This window comes from Aeromonas sp. FDAARGOS 1410 (assembly GCF_019048745.1).
In the GTDB taxonomy this organism is placed as follows: domain Bacteria; phylum Pseudomonadota; class Gammaproteobacteria; order Enterobacterales; family Aeromonadaceae; genus Aeromonas; species Aeromonas jandaei.
On sequence record NZ_CP077401.1, the window covers coordinates 3,144,714 to 3,160,722 of the forward strand.

10 protein-coding genes are annotated in these 16,009 nt (G+C 60.9%); 9 read left to right on the top strand and 1 reads right to left on the bottom strand.

Features of this window, described 5'->3' with window-relative positions; all coding sequences use genetic code 11:
* The first annotated feature begins 44 nt into the window (after positions 1 to 44).
* The 8 genes from nuoG to nuoN all read left to right on the top strand — a co-directional run bounded on the left by nuoG (position 45) and on the right by nuoN (position 10,099).
* Positions 45 to 2,768, top strand: coding sequence for an NADH-quinone oxidoreductase subunit NuoG (gene nuoG / locus I6L40_RS14550; RefSeq protein ID WP_216994464.1), 2,724 nt, complete (start codon positions 45 to 47; stop codon positions 2,766 to 2,768).
* A complete protein-coding gene (gene nuoH / locus I6L40_RS14555) occupies positions 2,765 to 3,733 on the top strand; it encodes an NADH-quinone oxidoreductase subunit NuoH (RefSeq protein ID WP_033114522.1) in 969 nt (322 codons plus the stop codon). Before nuoG ends, nuoH begins: the two co-directional genes overlap by 4 nt.
* A gap of 8 nt (positions 3,734 to 3,741) precedes the next feature.
* A complete protein-coding gene (gene nuoI, locus I6L40_RS14560; RefSeq protein ID WP_033114521.1) occupies positions 3,742 to 4,284 on the top strand; it encodes an NADH-quinone oxidoreductase subunit NuoI in 543 nt (180 codons plus the stop codon).
* Between the two features lie 10 nt (positions 4,285 to 4,294).
* A complete protein-coding gene (gene nuoJ / locus I6L40_RS14565) occupies positions 4,295 to 4,846 on the top strand; it encodes an NADH-quinone oxidoreductase subunit J (RefSeq protein WP_033114520.1) in 552 nt (183 codons plus the stop codon).
* Entirely contained in the window at positions 4,843 to 5,151 is a 309-nt protein-coding gene (gene nuoK / locus I6L40_RS14570; RefSeq protein WP_033114519.1) for an NADH-quinone oxidoreductase subunit NuoK, read from the top strand. Before nuoJ ends, nuoK begins: the two co-directional genes overlap by 4 nt.
* Positions 5,148 to 6,995: an NADH-quinone oxidoreductase subunit L gene (nuoL, locus tag I6L40_RS14575; protein ID WP_124241258.1), complete on the top strand. Its 1,848-nt coding sequence runs from the start codon at positions 5,148 to 5,150 to the stop codon at positions 6,993 to 6,995. The genes nuoK and nuoL overlap by 4 nt, the downstream gene beginning before the upstream one ends.
* A gap of 99 nt (positions 6,996 to 7,094) precedes the next feature.
* Positions 7,095 to 8,639, top strand: a complete 1,545-nt coding sequence (gene nuoM / locus I6L40_RS14580) for an NADH-quinone oxidoreductase subunit M (protein WP_041207432.1) — start codon at positions 7,095 to 7,097, stop codon at positions 8,637 to 8,639.
* Positions 8,636 to 10,099, top strand: a complete 1,464-nt coding sequence (gene nuoN, locus I6L40_RS14585; protein WP_041207431.1) for an NADH-quinone oxidoreductase subunit NuoN — start codon at positions 8,636 to 8,638, stop codon at positions 10,097 to 10,099. Before nuoM ends, nuoN begins: the two co-directional genes overlap by 4 nt.
* Positions 10,100 to 10,329: 230 nt before the next feature.
* Here the strand turns inward: nuoN and purL are convergent, their stop codons facing one another.
* Positions 10,330 to 14,241 (bottom strand): phosphoribosylformylglycinamidine synthase, encoded by a 3,912-nt coding sequence (purL, locus tag I6L40_RS14590; protein ID WP_216994465.1) that lies wholly within the window; start codon positions 14,239 to 14,241, stop codon positions 10,330 to 10,332.
* 148 nt (positions 14,242 to 14,389) lie between these two features.
* Between purL and mltF the strand changes: the two genes are divergently transcribed.
* Positions 14,390 to 15,874, top strand: coding sequence for a membrane-bound lytic murein transglycosylase MltF (gene mltF, locus I6L40_RS14595; protein WP_182925650.1), 1,485 nt, complete (start codon positions 14,390 to 14,392; stop codon positions 15,872 to 15,874).
* Positions 15,875 to 16,009: the final 135 nt, after the last annotated feature.

The window sequence follows — 16,009 nt, forward strand, 5'->3', positions numbered from 1 at the left end:
TCAGACAATAGCCGAATTCACAAAACAGGTTTCAGGGAAGTTGTATGGCGACCATTCATGTAGACGGTAAAGAGTACGAGGTAGACGGGGCAGATAACCTGCTGCAAGCCTGTCTGTCCCTCGGTCTGGACGTCCCCTATTTTTGCTGGCACCCGGCGCTTGGTAGCGTGGGAGCCTGCCGCCAGTGCGCGGTCAAACAGTATCAAAATGCCGATGACAAGCGTGGCCGTCTGGTGATGTCCTGCATGACACCGGCCACCGATGGCACCTATATCGCCATCGAAGATGAAGAGGCCAAGGAGTTTCGCAAGAGCGTGGTGGAGTGGCTGATGACCAACCACCCCCACGACTGTCCGGTGTGTGAAGAGGGTGGCGCCTGTCACCTGCAGGATATGACGGTGATGACCGGCCACAACAGCCGTCGCTACCGCTTCACCAAACGCACCCACCAGAATCAGGATCTCGGCCCCTTCATCAGCCACGAGATGAACCGCTGCATCGCCTGCTACCGCTGCGTCCGTTATTACAAGGATTATGCCGGTGGCGAGGATCTTGGCGTCTACGGTGCCCACGACAACGTCTATTTCGGTCGGGTCGAGGATGGCACGCTGGAGAGCGAATTCTCCGGCAATCTGGTGGAAGTCTGCCCTACCGGGGTTTTCACCGACAAGACTCACTCCGAGCGTTACAACCGCAAATGGGACATGCAGTTTGCCCCGAGCGTCTGCCAGCAGTGCTCCGTGGGCTGCAACATTAGCCCGGGCGAACGTTATGGCGAACTGCGCCGTATCGAAAACCGCTTCCACGGCAGCCTCAACCACTATTTCCTCTGCGATCGCGGCCGCTTTGGCTATGGCTATGTCAACCTGACCGACCGCCCGCGCCAACCGCTGCTGCGTGAAGGTAACGACAAGCTGGCCATCACGGTCGATGGTGCTCTCAACCGCGCCGCCGATGCCTTGCGCACCGCCAGTGGAGTGATCGGTATCGGTTCGCCCCGCGCGTCGCTGGAGAGCAACTTTGCTCTGCGCGAACTGGTGGGTGAAAAGAACTTCTATTGCGGCATGGAGCAGACCGAGTGGGAATGCCAGCAGAAGATCCTGCAGATTTTGCAGCATGGCGGCGTATCAACACCAAGCCTGCGCGACATGGAAGAGGCCGACGCCATTCTGGTACTCGGCGAAGATGTCACCATGAGTGCGGCTCGAATTGCGCTGGCCCTGCGTCAAGCCGTCAAGGGCAAGGCCCGCGAACTGGCCCGCAAAATGAAGGTCGACCTGTGGCAGGTTGCCGCGGTGCAGACTCTGGGCCAGAACGAGCGCTATCCGCTGCTCATCACCAGTCTCGACAACACACGTCTCGATGACGTAGCGGCCGACAAACTGCACGCTCCCTACGTCGATCAGGCACGCCTTGGCTTTGCCATCGCCAACCTGCTCGACAATACGGCACCAGCTATCGCCGACCTCTCTGCCGAGCAGCAGGCTCAGGCTGCACGCTGGGCCGAGCTGCTGGGCAACGCCAAAAAGCCGCTCATCATCGCCGGCTCCAGCGCACGCAGCGTGGCGCTGGTTGAAGCAGCCAGCAATATTGCTCGTGCCCTGAAAGGGCGTGGTCTGGAAGCCAGCATCGCGCTGGTTGCCCAGGAGGCCAACTCGCTCGGTCTGGCCATGCTGGGTGGCAAGCCGCTTGAGGCAGCTTTCGAGCGCATCGAAGCGCAAGAGAAGCTGGCGCTGGTGACGCTGGAGAACGACCTTTATCGCCGTGCTCCGCGTAACCGTGTGGATGCTGCATTGGCGAGACTGCAGCACCTGCTGGTCATCGATCATCAGGATACCCGGACTGCACAAAAGGCAGATCTGATCCTGCCGGCCGCCAGCTTTGCCGAAGCCGATGGCACCCTGGTGAACATGGAAGGTCGCGCCCAACGCTTCTTCCAGGTTTATGCTCCGGCCTTCTACAACACCGACATTCAGGTGCGTGAAGGGTGGCGCTGGCTGGCGGCGCTGCAAGGCGCTCTTGAGCACACATCTCTGCGCTGGCAAAACTTCGACCAGATCAACCATGACTGCGCCACCAGCAATCCGCTGCTGGCCACCATGCTGGAAGCTGCCCCCAACGCAGGCTTGCGCATCCGCGGCATGCGTCTGGCTCGTGAACCGCACCGCTACAGTGGCCGCACCTCCATGCTGGCCAACCAGAACGTCAGCGAGCCGCGGGTGGCTCAGGATCCGGACTCCCCCTTCAACTTCTCCATGGAAGGGTATGCCGGGGCCCGTCAACCGCTGCCGCAAGTACCGTTCGCCTGGGCACCGGGCTGGAACTCTCCTTCCGCCTGGAACAAGTTCCAGGATGAGGTGGGTGGCAAACTGCGCGCCGGTGATCCGGGTCGCCGTCTGCTGGAAGCAAGCGAAGATACCCTTGGCTGGTTTACTACCATCCCCTCCACCTTCAAGGCAGAGGATGCGCTGCAAGTGGTCAACTATGTCCAGTTGTTTGGTGGCGAGGAGCTCTCCGCCCGCAGCCCGGTCATCCAGACCCGGATGAACGAGCCCGAGCTGGTGCTGAACCCGGTCGATGCGCAGCGTCTGGCCCTGCATGCCGGCAATCAGGTCTCATTCTCCTGGGGTGGCAGCCACTGGCAACTGCGTCTGCGTCTGAGCGAGCAGCTGGCGGCCGGTCTGGTGGGTCTGCCCCTTGGCGTCAACGGCCTGCCAACTGCGCTGCAGCAGGCATATATCAATAACCTGCAGGAGGTCATCGCATGAGCGACTCGCTGATTGATCTGTTGCTGGAGGTCGGCAAGGCACTGCTCGTGCTGGTGGGGATCGTGGGGGCTGGCGCCTTCATGAGCTTCATCGAACGCCGCCTGCTGGCGCTGTGGCAGGATCGTTACGGCCCCAACCGGGTTGGCCCGTTCGGCCTGCTGCAGCTGGCGGCCGACATGGTCAAGATGTTCTTCAAGGAGGACTGGATCCCGCCGTTCGCCGATCGGCGGATCTTCATCCTGGCTCCCATCATCGCCTTCACCGCCTTTATTCTGGCGTTTGCGGTGGTGCCGATCAGCCCCACCTGGGGCGTGGCGGATCTCAACGTGGGTCTGCTTTACATCCTGGCCATCGCGGGGCTGGCGGTCTATGCGGTGCTGTTCGCCGGCTGGTCGAGCAACAACAAATACTCCCTGCTGGGTAGTCTGCGCGCCTCGGCCCAGACCCTCTCCTACGAGGTGTTCCTCGGCCTCTCCCTGATGGGGGTGGTGATCCAGACCGGAAGCTTCAACCTGCGCGACATCGTCGAGGCTCAGGCTGGTCTGTGGAACGTGGTCCCGCAGATCCTTGGCTTTGTCACCTTCCTGTTTGCCGGCGTTGCCGTCACCCACCGCCACCCGTTTGACCAGCCGGAAGCCGAGCAGGAGCTCGCTGATGGCTATCACATCGAGTATGCGGGGATGAAATGGGGTCTCTTCTTCGTGGGCGAATATATCGGCATCGTGCTGATCTCCTCGCTCATCGTGACCCTCTTCTTTGGTGGCTGGCATGGTCCCTGGTTGCCCCCCTTCATCTGGTTTGCTCTGAAGACCGCCTGCTTCATGGTGTTCTTCATTCTGCTGCGGGCCTCCCTGCCTCGCCCGCGCTTTGACCAGGTGATGGCGTTTGGCTGGAAAGTCTGCTTGCCGCTGACCCTGCTTAATATGCTGGTCACCGCGGCAGTAGTGCTGATGAATGTGCAGTGAGGCACGAGATGAAAATTTTTAGCATTATCCAGGGTGTTGGCACCCAGTTACGCAGTCTGGCCATGGTCTTCTCCCATGCCTGGCGGCCTCGTGAAACCCTGAACTACCCGGAAGAGGCGGTCTATGTGCCGCCCCGCTACCGCGGCCGTATCGTGCTGACTCGCGACCCGGACGGTGACGAGCGCTGCGTGGCTTGCAACCTCTGCGCGGTTGCCTGCCCGGTCGGCTGCATCTCGCTGCAAAAATCCGAGCGGGAAGATGGTCGCTGGTACCCGGAATTCTTTCGCATCAACTTCTCCCGCTGCATCTTCTGCGGCTTGTGCGAAGAGGCTTGCCCCACCACCGCTATCCAGCTGACGCCGGATTTCGAAATGGGCGAGTATCGCCGCCAGGATCTGGTGTACGAGAAGGAAGACCTGCTGATCAGCGGGCCAGGCAAATACCCGGACTACAACTTCTATCGCATGAGCGGGATGGCCATCGACGGCAAGCCGAAAGGGGAAGCCGAAAACGAAGCCAAACCCATCGATGTCAAGAGCCTGCTGCCCTGAGGAGTCAATCATGGAACTGGCATTTTATGCCTCGGCCCTGGTGGCCATTTACAGCACGCTGCGGGTGATCAGCACCAGCAATCCCATGCATGCGCTGCTCAATCTCATCATCTCCCTCATCGCCGTGGCCATGATCTTCTTCTGCCTGGGGGCCGCCTTTGCCGGCGCCCTGCAGGTGATCGTCTACGCGGGTGCCATCATGGTGCTGTTCGTGTTTGTGGTGATGATGCTGAACCTGGGTTCAGCACAGGCGCAGGAGAAAAACTGGCTTACTCCCATGACATGGGTGGGGCCAGCCCTGCTCTCGCTGATCCTGCTGGGCTTCCTGGCCCACGGCATCCTCGGGGTGACCGGCGGCCTGCTCGGGGTGACCGATGTTACCGCCAAACAGGTGGGTGTCGAACTCTTTGGCCCCTATGTGCTGGCGGTGGAGCTTGCCTCCATCCTGCTGCTGGCGGGTCTGGTGACCGCCTACCATCTGGGCCGGGAAGACAAGAGCGGCGAAGTGCTCTCCGTCCCCCGCAATCAATCACGTCCGTCACATGAAGGAGGTCAGCAATGAATGGAATCCCCATGGAGCACGGCCTCCTGCTGGCCGCGGTGCTCTTCTGCATCGGGTTATGCGGCCTGCTGATCCGCCGCAACCTGCTCTACATCCTGATGAGCATCGAAATCATGATGAATGCGTCGGCACTGGCATTTGTGGTGGCGGGTAGCCGCTGGGCTCAGGCCGATGGCCAGATCATGTACATACTGGTGATTTCTCTGGCAGCAGCGGAGGCCAGTATCGGCCTTGCCCTGTTACTGCTGCTCTATCGTCGTTACCACACCCTTAACGTGGATACTGTGAGCGAGATGCACGGATGAGCCTCTTATATCTGACTTTTCTATTTCCGCTGCTGGGGTGGCTGGTATTGGCCTTCTCCCTCGGCCGTCTGGGGGAGCGCACCTCGGCGCTGATCGGGGTAGGTTCCATTGGTCTCTCGGCGCTTACCACACTCTGGGTCGGCATGGACTTTCTGGCCAACCCGCCCGAGGGTGGCGTCTATATCCAGCACCTGTGGCAGTGGATGGCGGTAGGCCACTTCACCCCCACCTTCAGCCTGGCGCTGGATGGCTTGTCGCTGACCATGCTGGGCGTAGTGACCGGGGTGGGCTTCTTCATCCACCTGTTCGCATCCTGGTACATGCGCGGTGAAGAGGGCTACTCCCGCTTCTTCACCTACACCAACCTCTTTATCGCCAGCATGCTGTTTCTGGTACTGGCCGATGACCTGCTGTTTGTCTACCTCGGCTGGGAAGGGGTGGGGCTGTGCAGCTACCTGCTGATCGGCTTCTACTACAAGGATCGCAACAATGGCGCGGCGGCCCTCAAGGCCTTCATTGTGACCCGTGTGGGTGACGTGTTCCTCGCCATCGGCCTGTTTATCCTTTATCGCGAACTGGGCACTCTCAATATTCACGAGCTGCTGGTTCGTGCCCCGACCATGTTTGCCGAAGGCTCCCCTGCCCTGTCGCTCGCCTGCCTGATGCTGCTGGGTGGTGCGGTCGGTAAATCGGCCCAGCTGCCGCTGCAAACCTGGCTGGCAGATGCGATGGCAGGCCCAACGCCGGTCTCCGCGTTGATCCACGCTGCCACCATGGTGACCGCCGGTGTCTACCTGATTGCCCGCACCCATGGTCTGTTCCTGCTTGCGCCGGAGATCCTCCATCTGGTCGGGCTGGTTGGCGCCATCACCCTGGTGCTGGCCGGTTTTGCCGCGCTGGTACAGACCGACATCAAGCGGATCCTTGCCTACTCCACCATGAGCCAGATTGGCTACATGTTCCTGGCACTCGGTGTCGGCGCATGGGAAGGGGCCATCTTCCACCTGATGACCCACGCCTTCTTCAAGGCGCTGCTGTTCCTCTCCGCCGGTGCCGTTATCGTCGCGACCCACCACGAGCAGAACATCTTCAAGATGGGCGGCCTGCGCAAAAGTTTGCCGCTGGTCTATGCCTGCTTCCTGGTAGGTGGTTCGGCGCTGGCCGCGCTGCCGCTGGTCACCTCGGGTTTCTACAGTAAGGACGCCATCCTGTGGCAAGTAGAAGCCTCTGGCCAAAGCGCTCTGCTGTGGGCCGGTCTGGTGGGGGCATTCCTGACCTCCCTCTACACCTTCCGACTGATCTTTATCGCCTTCCATGGCAAAGAACAGACCAAAGCTCACGCTGGTCACGGCCTGGCTCACCATCTGCCGCTGCTGGTGCTGCTGGTGCTCTCCACCGGCATTGGGGCTCTTATCACCCCACCGCTGGCAGGTGTGCTGCCAGCAGGCCCGGGGGATCATATCGAAGAGGGTCGTCATGCACTGGAGATAACCTCCGGCATCATCGCCATTGCAGGGATCGCGCTGGCCGCGTTTCTGTTCCTTGGTGAGCGCCGTCTGGCCACATCCATTGCCAACAGCGCTCCGGGCCGTCTGCTCAGCACCCTCTGGTTCAACGCCTGGGGCTTTGACTGGCTCTACGACCAGCTGTGGGTCAAGCCTTATCTGCTGGCTACCCGTCTGGTCGGGCAGGATCCGCTGGACTGGATGATGGGCCTGCCCGCCTGGTTCGCCCTGCGTGGCAACCAGCTGCTGGCCTGGACAGTCACCGGCAAGTTGCGCTGGTATGCCGCTTCCATGGGGATCGGTGCCGCACTGGTGCTGGCACTGCTGCTACTGGGGTAAACGCGATGAACAACACGAAAATCGTACAGCCGGGCTGTTTGCCGACCTTGATGGAACAGGGCGTGCAATCTCATATGAACTTGAACGAGAGCTGATACCGTGACCTTACTCTGGATCTTGTTAATTCCTTTCATCGGCGGCTTACTCTGCTGGCAGATGGAGCGTCTCGGCGGGCAGTTTGTCCGCTGGGTTGCCCTCCTCTCCATGAGCGCCAGCCTGCTGCTCTCCTGTGCCATCTGGCTAAGTGGTGATTTCTCTCTTGCCACCACCGGCCTCGATAGCGCGGGCGTCACTGGTGCCGCTTCCCCATGGGCTGCCGAATGGCGTCTGCCCTGGATCCCCCGCTTCGGCATCTCCCTGCATCTGGCAGTGGATGGTTTGTCACTGCTGATGGTCATCCTCACCTGCTTTATCGGGGTACTGGCCATCCTCTGTTCGTGGAAAGAGATCGTGCAACGCATCGGCTTCTTCCATCTGAACCTGCTCTGGATCCTGGGTGGCGTGCTCGGCGTCTTTATGGCGCTGGATCTGTTCCTCTTCTTCTTCTTCTGGGAGATGATGCTGGTTCCCATGTACTTCCTGATTGCGCTCTGGGGCCATTCGGTCACTGACGGCAAATCACGGATCAACGCGGCGACCAAGTTCTTCATCTACACCCAGGTGAGCGGCCTGATCATGCTGGTGGCCATCATCGGGCTGGTGCTGACCCACCAGCATGCCACCGGTGTCTTCACCTTCAACTATCTGGATCTGCTCAATACCCCGATGAGCAAGGGTGTACAGTGGCTGCTGATGCTGGGCTTCTTCATCGCCTTCGCCGTCAAGATGCCACTGGTGCCGCTGCACGGCTGGCTGCCGGATGCCCATAGTCAGGCGCCGACCGCAGGCTCCGTGGACCTGGCCGGTATTTTGCTGAAAACCGCCGCCTATGGCCTGCTGCGCTTCGCCCTGCCGCTGTTCCCGGAGGCCTCCGCCGAATTTGCCCCCTACGCCATGGTGCTGGGTCTTGTCGGCATCGTGTATGGCGCCATCGTGGCCTTTGCCCAGACCGACATCAAACGGCTGGTGGCCTACACCAGTATCTCCCACATGGGTTTTGTGATGATCGCTATCTATTCGGGTAGCGAAGTGGCCCTGCAGGGTGCCGTTGTGCAGATGATCGCCCACGGTCTCTCCGCCGCCGGCCTCTTCATCCTCTGCGGTCAGCTCTACGAGCGCCTGCACACCCGCGATCTGCGCCAGATGGGTGGTCTGTGGGGACGCCTGCGCTATCTGCCGGGTGTGATGCTCTTCTTCTCGGTCGCCTCTCTGGGCATGCCGGGCACCGGCAACTTCGTCGGCGAGTTCCTGATCCTGATCGGCAGCTTCCAGGTCGCCCCGGTGATCACTGCGGTCGCTACCTTCGGTCTGGTGCTGGCCTCGGTCTACTCCCTCATCATGCTGCAGCGCGCCTGCTTTGGCCCGGCCAAAGACGAGAGCATCCTGAAAGGACTGGATCGCCGCGAACTGACCATGATGATGGTAATTGCGGGCCTGCTGGTTCTGCTTGGCCTCTATCCCCAACCCGTGATTGATACCGCCAGCAGCAGCCTTATCAACGTGCTGCACTGGTATCTGCTGCCAACTGCTGGAGCTCTGCAATGACTTTCTCCGCTTCCCAACTGCTGGCACTGCTTCCCCTGCTGCTGACCACCGGGGCCATGGCCGCCCTGATGCTGGCCATCGCGTGGCGCCGCTGTGTCACTACCGCCTTTACCGTCACCATCATTGGTCTCAACCTGGCGCTCTTCTCCCTGCCCATCGTGATGGCGCAAGGAGATCAGGGGGTCACCCCGCTGCTGCAAGTCGATGGCTATGCCGTCTTCTACATGGGATTGGTGCTGATTGGTGCGCTGGCAACCTGTACCTTCGGCCAGTCGTGGCTGAAAGCCTACCCGGATAACCGGGAAGAGTTCTTCCTGCTGCTGCTGATCGCCACGGCCGGTGGTCTGGTGCTGGCTTGCTCCCGCCACCTCGCCTCCCTCTTTATCGGGATCGAGATGCTGACCCTGCCGATGTTCGGTCTGGTAGGTTACGCCTACCGCGAGCGCCACTCGCTGGAAGCCGCGGTGAAGTACATGGTGCTCTCTGCCGCTGCCACCGCCTTCCTGCTGTTTGGCATGGCGCTGCTCTATGCCCAGGCTGGCAGCCTGAGCTTTGATGCCCTCGGGGTGACCATGGCCCAGAGCCCGGCTCACCATCCGCTGCTGATGGGCGGTCTTGGTCTGATGCTGGTCGGTTTTGCCTTTAAACTCTCGCTGGCCCCCTTCCACCTCTGGACACCGGATGTCTACGAAGGTGCACCGGCACCGGTCGCCACCTTCCTTGCAACCGTCAGCAAGGTCGCCGTGTTTGCCGTGCTGCTGCGCTTCTATCTGGCTGTACCGGCTGCAGCCGATCCCATGATCCACTGGTTGCTGGCCGCCATGGCCTTCATCTCCATCCTCATCGGCAACCTGCTGGCACTGGTACAAAGCAACATCAAGCGGATGCTGGGCTACTCCTCCATCTCCCACTTTGGCTATCTGCTGGCGGTGATCGTGGCGAGCCGTATCGGCCAGATGCCGGTGGAAGCGGCCGGGGTCTACCTGCTGATGTATCTGTTCACCAGCCTCGGCGCCTTTGGCGTCGTCAGCATGATGTCGAGCCCCTATCGCGGCAAGGATGCGGACTCTCTGCACAGCTATCGCGGCCTGTTCTGGAAGCGTCCCTACCTGACCGCCGTACTGACCGTGATGATGCTCTCTCTGGCCGGTATCCCGATGACGCTTGGCTTCATCGGCAAGTTCTACCTCATCGGTGTGACTGTCGAGGCCCAGCTCTGGTGGCTCTCCGCCGCCATCATCCTGGGCAGTGCGCTGGGTCTCTACTACTACCTCCGAGTGATGGTGACCCTCTATCTGCGCGAGCCGGGCATGCAGCAACGCGATGCCAGCGCCAACTGGGCGCTCTCCTCCGGTGGTGTCGTCGTACTGCTCTCAGCTGCGCTGGTGGTATTGCTCGGCCTCTACCCACAACCGGTCATCTCGCTGGTACAGGGTTTTCAGAACGTCGTACTGCAATAATCCCCCTTCTCTAAATCAAAACCGGCAGCCTTGGCTGCCGGTTTTTTTATCCTCATCTTTTCCCCCGAACCCATTTGCAGAGCCTGGATCAATTCTCTCCCTCATCAACGTACTCTGCGACAAAGCCATTGGCTGACTTGCCACCTCGCTTGCCTAACCCACTCAGTTGCTCCATAAAAAAAACCGGCCAATTGGCCGGTTTCTGTTGTTACGCGCTAGCGCCATCTCTATTAACCCAGACGAACCCGGGCGTTGCGGAACATCCGCATCCAGGCGCCATCCTCACCCCAGTTGTCAGGGTGCCAGGAGTTGGCCACGGTGCGGAACACCCGCTCCGGGTGCGGCATCATGATAGTGGCGCGGCCATCGGTGGTGGTCACGGCGGTGATACCCTCCGGCGAGCCGTTCGGGTTGGCCGGGTACTGCTCGGTCACGCTGCCGCGGTTGTCGACAAAGCGCAGCCCCACCAGCCCGCTGGTTTGCAGTGCGTTCAGGTGAGCAGCATCGCGCACCTCGACCCGCCCTTCCCCGTGGGAGACGGCAATCGGCATCACCGAACCGGCCATGCCGGCGAAGAAGGCCGACGGGGACTCCTGTACCTCAACCAGACTGAAGCGGGCCTCGAAGCGCTCGGAGCGGTTGCGCACAAAGCGCGGCCACAGCTCGGCGCCCGGGATGAGATCCCGCAGGTTGGACATCATCTGGCAACCGTTGCACACGCCCAGCGACAAGGTATCGCCGCGCTCGAAGAAACGCTGGAACTGCTCGCGAGCGTTGTCGTTGAACAGGATGGACTTGGCCCAGCCTTCACCCGCCCCAAGCACATCGCCGTAGGAGAAGCCGCCACAGGCCACCAAGGTCTGGAACTCCTCCAGCTTGATGCGACCGGAGAGAATGTCGCTCATATGGACATCCACTGCCGCAAAACCGGCGCGGTCAAACGCCGCCGCCATCTCCACGTGGGAGTTGACACCCTGCTCGCGCAGCACCGCCAGACGGGGGGAGACCCCACGGGCAATGTAAGGTGCTGCCACATCTTCGGCCGGGTTGAAGCTGAGCTTGGCCTGCAGGCCCGGATCGGTGGCGTCCTGACGAGCAGCATGCTCCTGATCCGCGCACTCGGGGTTATCGCGCAGACGCTGCATCTGCCAGCTGGTCTCGCCCCAGATAGTGCGAAGGGCAGTGCGGCTGGCGCGATAGACCTCCTGACCGGCCCGTTGCAGGGTGATGAGATCCCCCTCGCGCACCGTGCCGAGCACGTGGGAGCAAGCCGCCAGACCGTGACCGGCCAGCAGGGTCATCACCGCCTCTTTATCTTCACGGCGCACCTGAATAACGGCGCCCAGCTCCTCGTTAAACAGCGCAGGCAGCAGCTCGCCGCCGATGCGATCGAGCTGGATGTCGAGACCACAATGACCGGCGAAGGCCATCTCCACCAGAGTGACAAACAGGCCGCCGTCGGAGCGGTCGTGATAGGCGATCAGTTTGCAATCAGCTACCAGTGCCTGAATGGCGTTGAAGAAGCCTTTGAGCTGGACCGGATTGTCGAGATCCGGCGCCTTGTCACCCAGCTGGCGATAGACCTGTGCCAGTGCGGAGGCACCGAGGCGCTGCTTGCCATTGCCAAGGTCGATGAGGATAAGGTCGGTCTCACCGAGATCGGTACGCAGCTGCGGCGTGACCGTGTTGCGTACATCCTCAACTCGGGCAAACGCCGAGATGAGCAGGGAGAGCGGCGAAGTGACGCTCTGCTCCTTGCCATCCTGCTGCCAGCGGGTCTTCATGGACATGGAGTCCTTGCCCACCGGAATGGTGATGCCAAGGGCCGGGCAGAGCTCCTCACCCACCGCTTTGACCGCCTCATAGAGACCAGCATCTTCCCCCGGATGGCCGGCGGCAGCCATCCAGTTGGCGGAGAGCTTGACCCGCTTGAGCGAGCCGATGTGAGCCGGTGCCAAGTTGGTGAGTGCTTCCGCTACCGCCATGCGGGCAGAGGCGGCGTGGGAAAGCAGCGCCACCGGGGTGCGCTCGCCCATGGACATGGCTTCACCGTGGTAGCTGTCGTAGGTGGCCGCGGTGACGGCGCAGTCAGCCACCGGGATCTGCCAGGGGCCAACCATCTGGTCGCGATTGACCAAGCCGGTCACGCTGCGATCGCCGATGGTGATAAGGAAGGACTTCTCCGCCACGGTCGGTAGACGCAGCACCCGCTCGGCAGCTTCGCCCAGGGTGATGCCATCGAGTTGGAGCGCTTTGCCTTGGGCAGGCAGGCTTGCAACATCGCGATGCATCTTGGGGGTCTTGCCCAGCAGCACATCCAGCGGCAAATCGATGGGGTGGTTGTCAAAATGCTGATCGGAGAGCGTTAGGTGCTTCTCTTCGGTGGCAGTACCGATGACGGCATAGGGTGCGCGCTCGCGCTCGCACAGAGCCTTGAACAGCGGCAGCTTCTCCCTGGCCACCGCCAGCACGTAACGCTCCTGGGATTCGTTGCACCAGATCTCGAGCGGGCTCATGCCCGGCTCGTCGTTCGGGATAGCGCGCAGATCGAAGCGACCGCCGCGATCGCCGTCGCTCACCAGCTCCGGCATGGCGTTGGAGAGGCCACCCGCCCCCACGTCGTGGATGAAGACGATGGGGTTGTCATCCCCCAGCTGCCAGCAGCGGTCGATCACCTCCTGACACCGGCGCTCCATCTCGGGGTTGTCGCGCTGCACCGAGGCAAAATCGAGATCTTCGGCCGACTGGCCGGAAGCCATGGAGGAAGCCGCACCGCCGCCCAGACCGATGTTCATCGCCGGGCCACCCAACACGATGAGGGCCGCCCCGACCGGGATCTCCCCTTTCTGGACATGCTCGGAGCGGATATTGCCGATACCGCCCGCCAGCATGATGGGTTTATGGTAGCCACGCACCTCGACGCCGTTGTGGCCCGGCACCTCCTCTTCGAAGGTACGGAAGTAACCGAGAATGGCCGGACGGCCGAACTCGTTGTTGAAGGCGGCGCCGCCGAGCGGCCCCTCCTGCATGATGTCAAACGCGCTGACGATGCGGCTCGGCTTGCCGAAATCCTGCTCCCAAGGCTGCTCGAAGCCGGGGATGCGCAGGTTGGAGACGGAGAAACCGACCAGACCCGCCTTGGGCTTGGCACCGCGACCGGTGGCCCCCTCGTCGCGGATCTCGCCGCCTGAGCCGGTAGCAGCCCCCGGGAACGGGGAGATGGCGGTCGGGTGGTTGTGGGTCTCTACCTTCATCAGGATGTCGACCTGCTCCTGATGATACTGGTACTCGCCGCTGGCCGGGCTCGGGAAGAAGCGGCCACCCTGGCTCCCTTCCATCACGGCGGCGTTGTCTTTATAGGCAGAGAGGACATGATCCGGCGTCTGCTCGAAGGTGTTCTTGATCATCTTGAACAGCGACTTGGGTTGCTGCTCACCGTCGATTGTCCAGTCGGCGTTGAAGATCTTGTGGCGACAGTGCTCGGAGTTTGCCTGGGCAAACATGTAGAGCTCGATGTCGTTGGGATTGCGACCCAGCCAGGTGAAATTCTCCACCAGATAGTCAATTTCGTCGTCGGCCAGGGCCAGACCGAGTGCTACGTTGGCCTCGGCCAAGGCTACGCGACCACCACCCAGCACGTCGACCTGGGTGAAGGGGCGCGGTTCGTGGTGGGCAAACAGGGCGCTCGCCGCTTCCATGTCGGCAAACACCGTCTCCATCATGCGATCGTGCAGCACGGCCGCCACATCGGCGCGCTGGGCGGCACTCAGCTCACCCTGCCCCTTGATGGTCAGGTAATAGGCAATACCACGCTCCAGCCGCTTGACCTTGTTCAGGCCGCAGTTGTGGGCGATATCGGTTGCTTTGGAAGACCAGGGGGAGATAGTGCCGGGGCGGGGGGTAACGAGAAACAGCTGACCGCTGGGGGTGTGTTCGGGGATAGTCGGGCCGTAGCGCAGAAGCTGGCCCAAGGTCGCTCGCTCCGGGGGCGACAGCGGGCTCGAAAGCTCGGCAAAGTGCACGTATTCGGCATAGACATCCTCTATCTCTACTCCTCTCTCCTGTTTCATCTGCGCAAATCGCTGCAGCAGTTTTTGGACACGAAACTCAGACAGTGCAGGGGCACCACGCAAGATATCCATATGACCTTTCTCACCAAGTTTTGAAGTGGGGGGAATTGAGACGCGCGTATTATAGGGAGCTGGCTCACAGCGGACAAACGTTTTTCTCGTTTTGTGTAGTGTGACTCGGCGCACACTCTCTGGTATAAAGGTGCTTCTTTTTTGACAAATGCCGATTTTTTCAACAAAGGTACTCACCTACTTGCGCTGCATTTTTCGACTATTTATCGGGCTGACGTTGCTGCTGACCCTGGTCGGTTGTGACTTCTACACCCCCTCCAGCCAGCTGGAGCAGATCCGCCAACGGGGCGAGATCCGGGTTGGTACCATCTATGGCCCCACCTCCTATTACCAGCGTGACGACACCGCCCAGGGGTTCGATTACGAGCTGGCGAAAAACTATGCCGACTGGCTGGGAGTAAAACTCACCATAGTGCCGGTTAACAGTTCGGATGAACTGGTAAACCTGCTCAAGAAAGGCAAACTCGATCTGGCTGCGGCCGCCATCATGGTCACCCCGGAGCGGCGCCAGCTGTTTCGTTTCGGACCGGGCTTCTATCAGGTTTCCCCCAAACTGGTTTATCGCAACGGCAAGCCAAAGCCGGACTCTCTCGATGATATCAAGGGCAAGCTGGTGGTGGCTGCCGGTTCGACCGGTGAAGATCTGCTCAAGGAGCTCAGCAAGAGCAATCCTGACCTCAACTGGAGCGTCAGCAACAGCGCCGATTTGGAAGATCTCCTGAGACAGGTGGTCGAGGGCAAGATTGACTACACGGTGGTGCAGGATACTGTGCTGGCCCGCAGCCAGCGCTACTACCCGGAGCTCACCGAGGGGCTGACCCTGGCCCAGAAGCAGACCGTCGCCTGGGCCATGAGCAAGCTGCCCGATGACAGCCTCTATGCCAGCGTCATCGACTTCTTCGGCCAGCGCTTCATGGATGGCGCCATTGCCAAGCTCGACGAGAAGTACTTCGGCCACGTGCAGAACTTCGATTTCGTCGATACCCGCACCTTCCTGCAGCGGGCCAAGAGCCTGCTGCCCAAATATCAGTCGCTGTTCCAGAACCATGCCAAAAACATCGACTGGCGACTGCTGGCCGCCATCAGCTATCAGGAATCCCACTGGGATCCGCAGGCTCGCTCTTACACCGGCGTGCGCGGCATGATGATGCTGACCGAGCCCACTGCCAAGGCGATGGGGGTCAACGACCGGCTCCATCCGGAAGAGAGCATCAAGGGCGGAGCCCTCTATCTGCAACAGATGATGGAGAAGGTGCCCGACTCGGTGCCCGATGACGAGAAGGTGTGGTTTGCCCTCACCGCCTACAACATAGGTTACGGCCACATGATGGATGCCCGTCGCCTCACCAAGGATCTGGGCAAGAACCCGGATGCCTGGGGCGACGTGAAAGAGGTGCTGCCGCTGCTGCAGCAGGCGCGCTGGCATCGCAAGGTGCGCTACGGCTATGCCCGTGGTGGTGAGGCGCGCAACTACGTCAACAACGTGCGCCAGTATTACCAGAGCCTGCTCTGGCTCGACAACGAGAAGCAACGAGCGCAACAGCGCGAAAACATCGACAACGCCAGCGAACCTGAGCTGGCGGAGCGCCCTACCGTCATCGCCGAGGTGGTCAATCAGATCACCATGCGCTAACAAACCATTATTCGACTGTTTTCACGCAAACTTCTCTGTTACCATCGAATTACATCGGAGCCTATCCGAAATCGCATTGTTTTCATTATGTTGAGAGATTAAATAACAGCAATTTCGGATGGGCTCCATCAATGA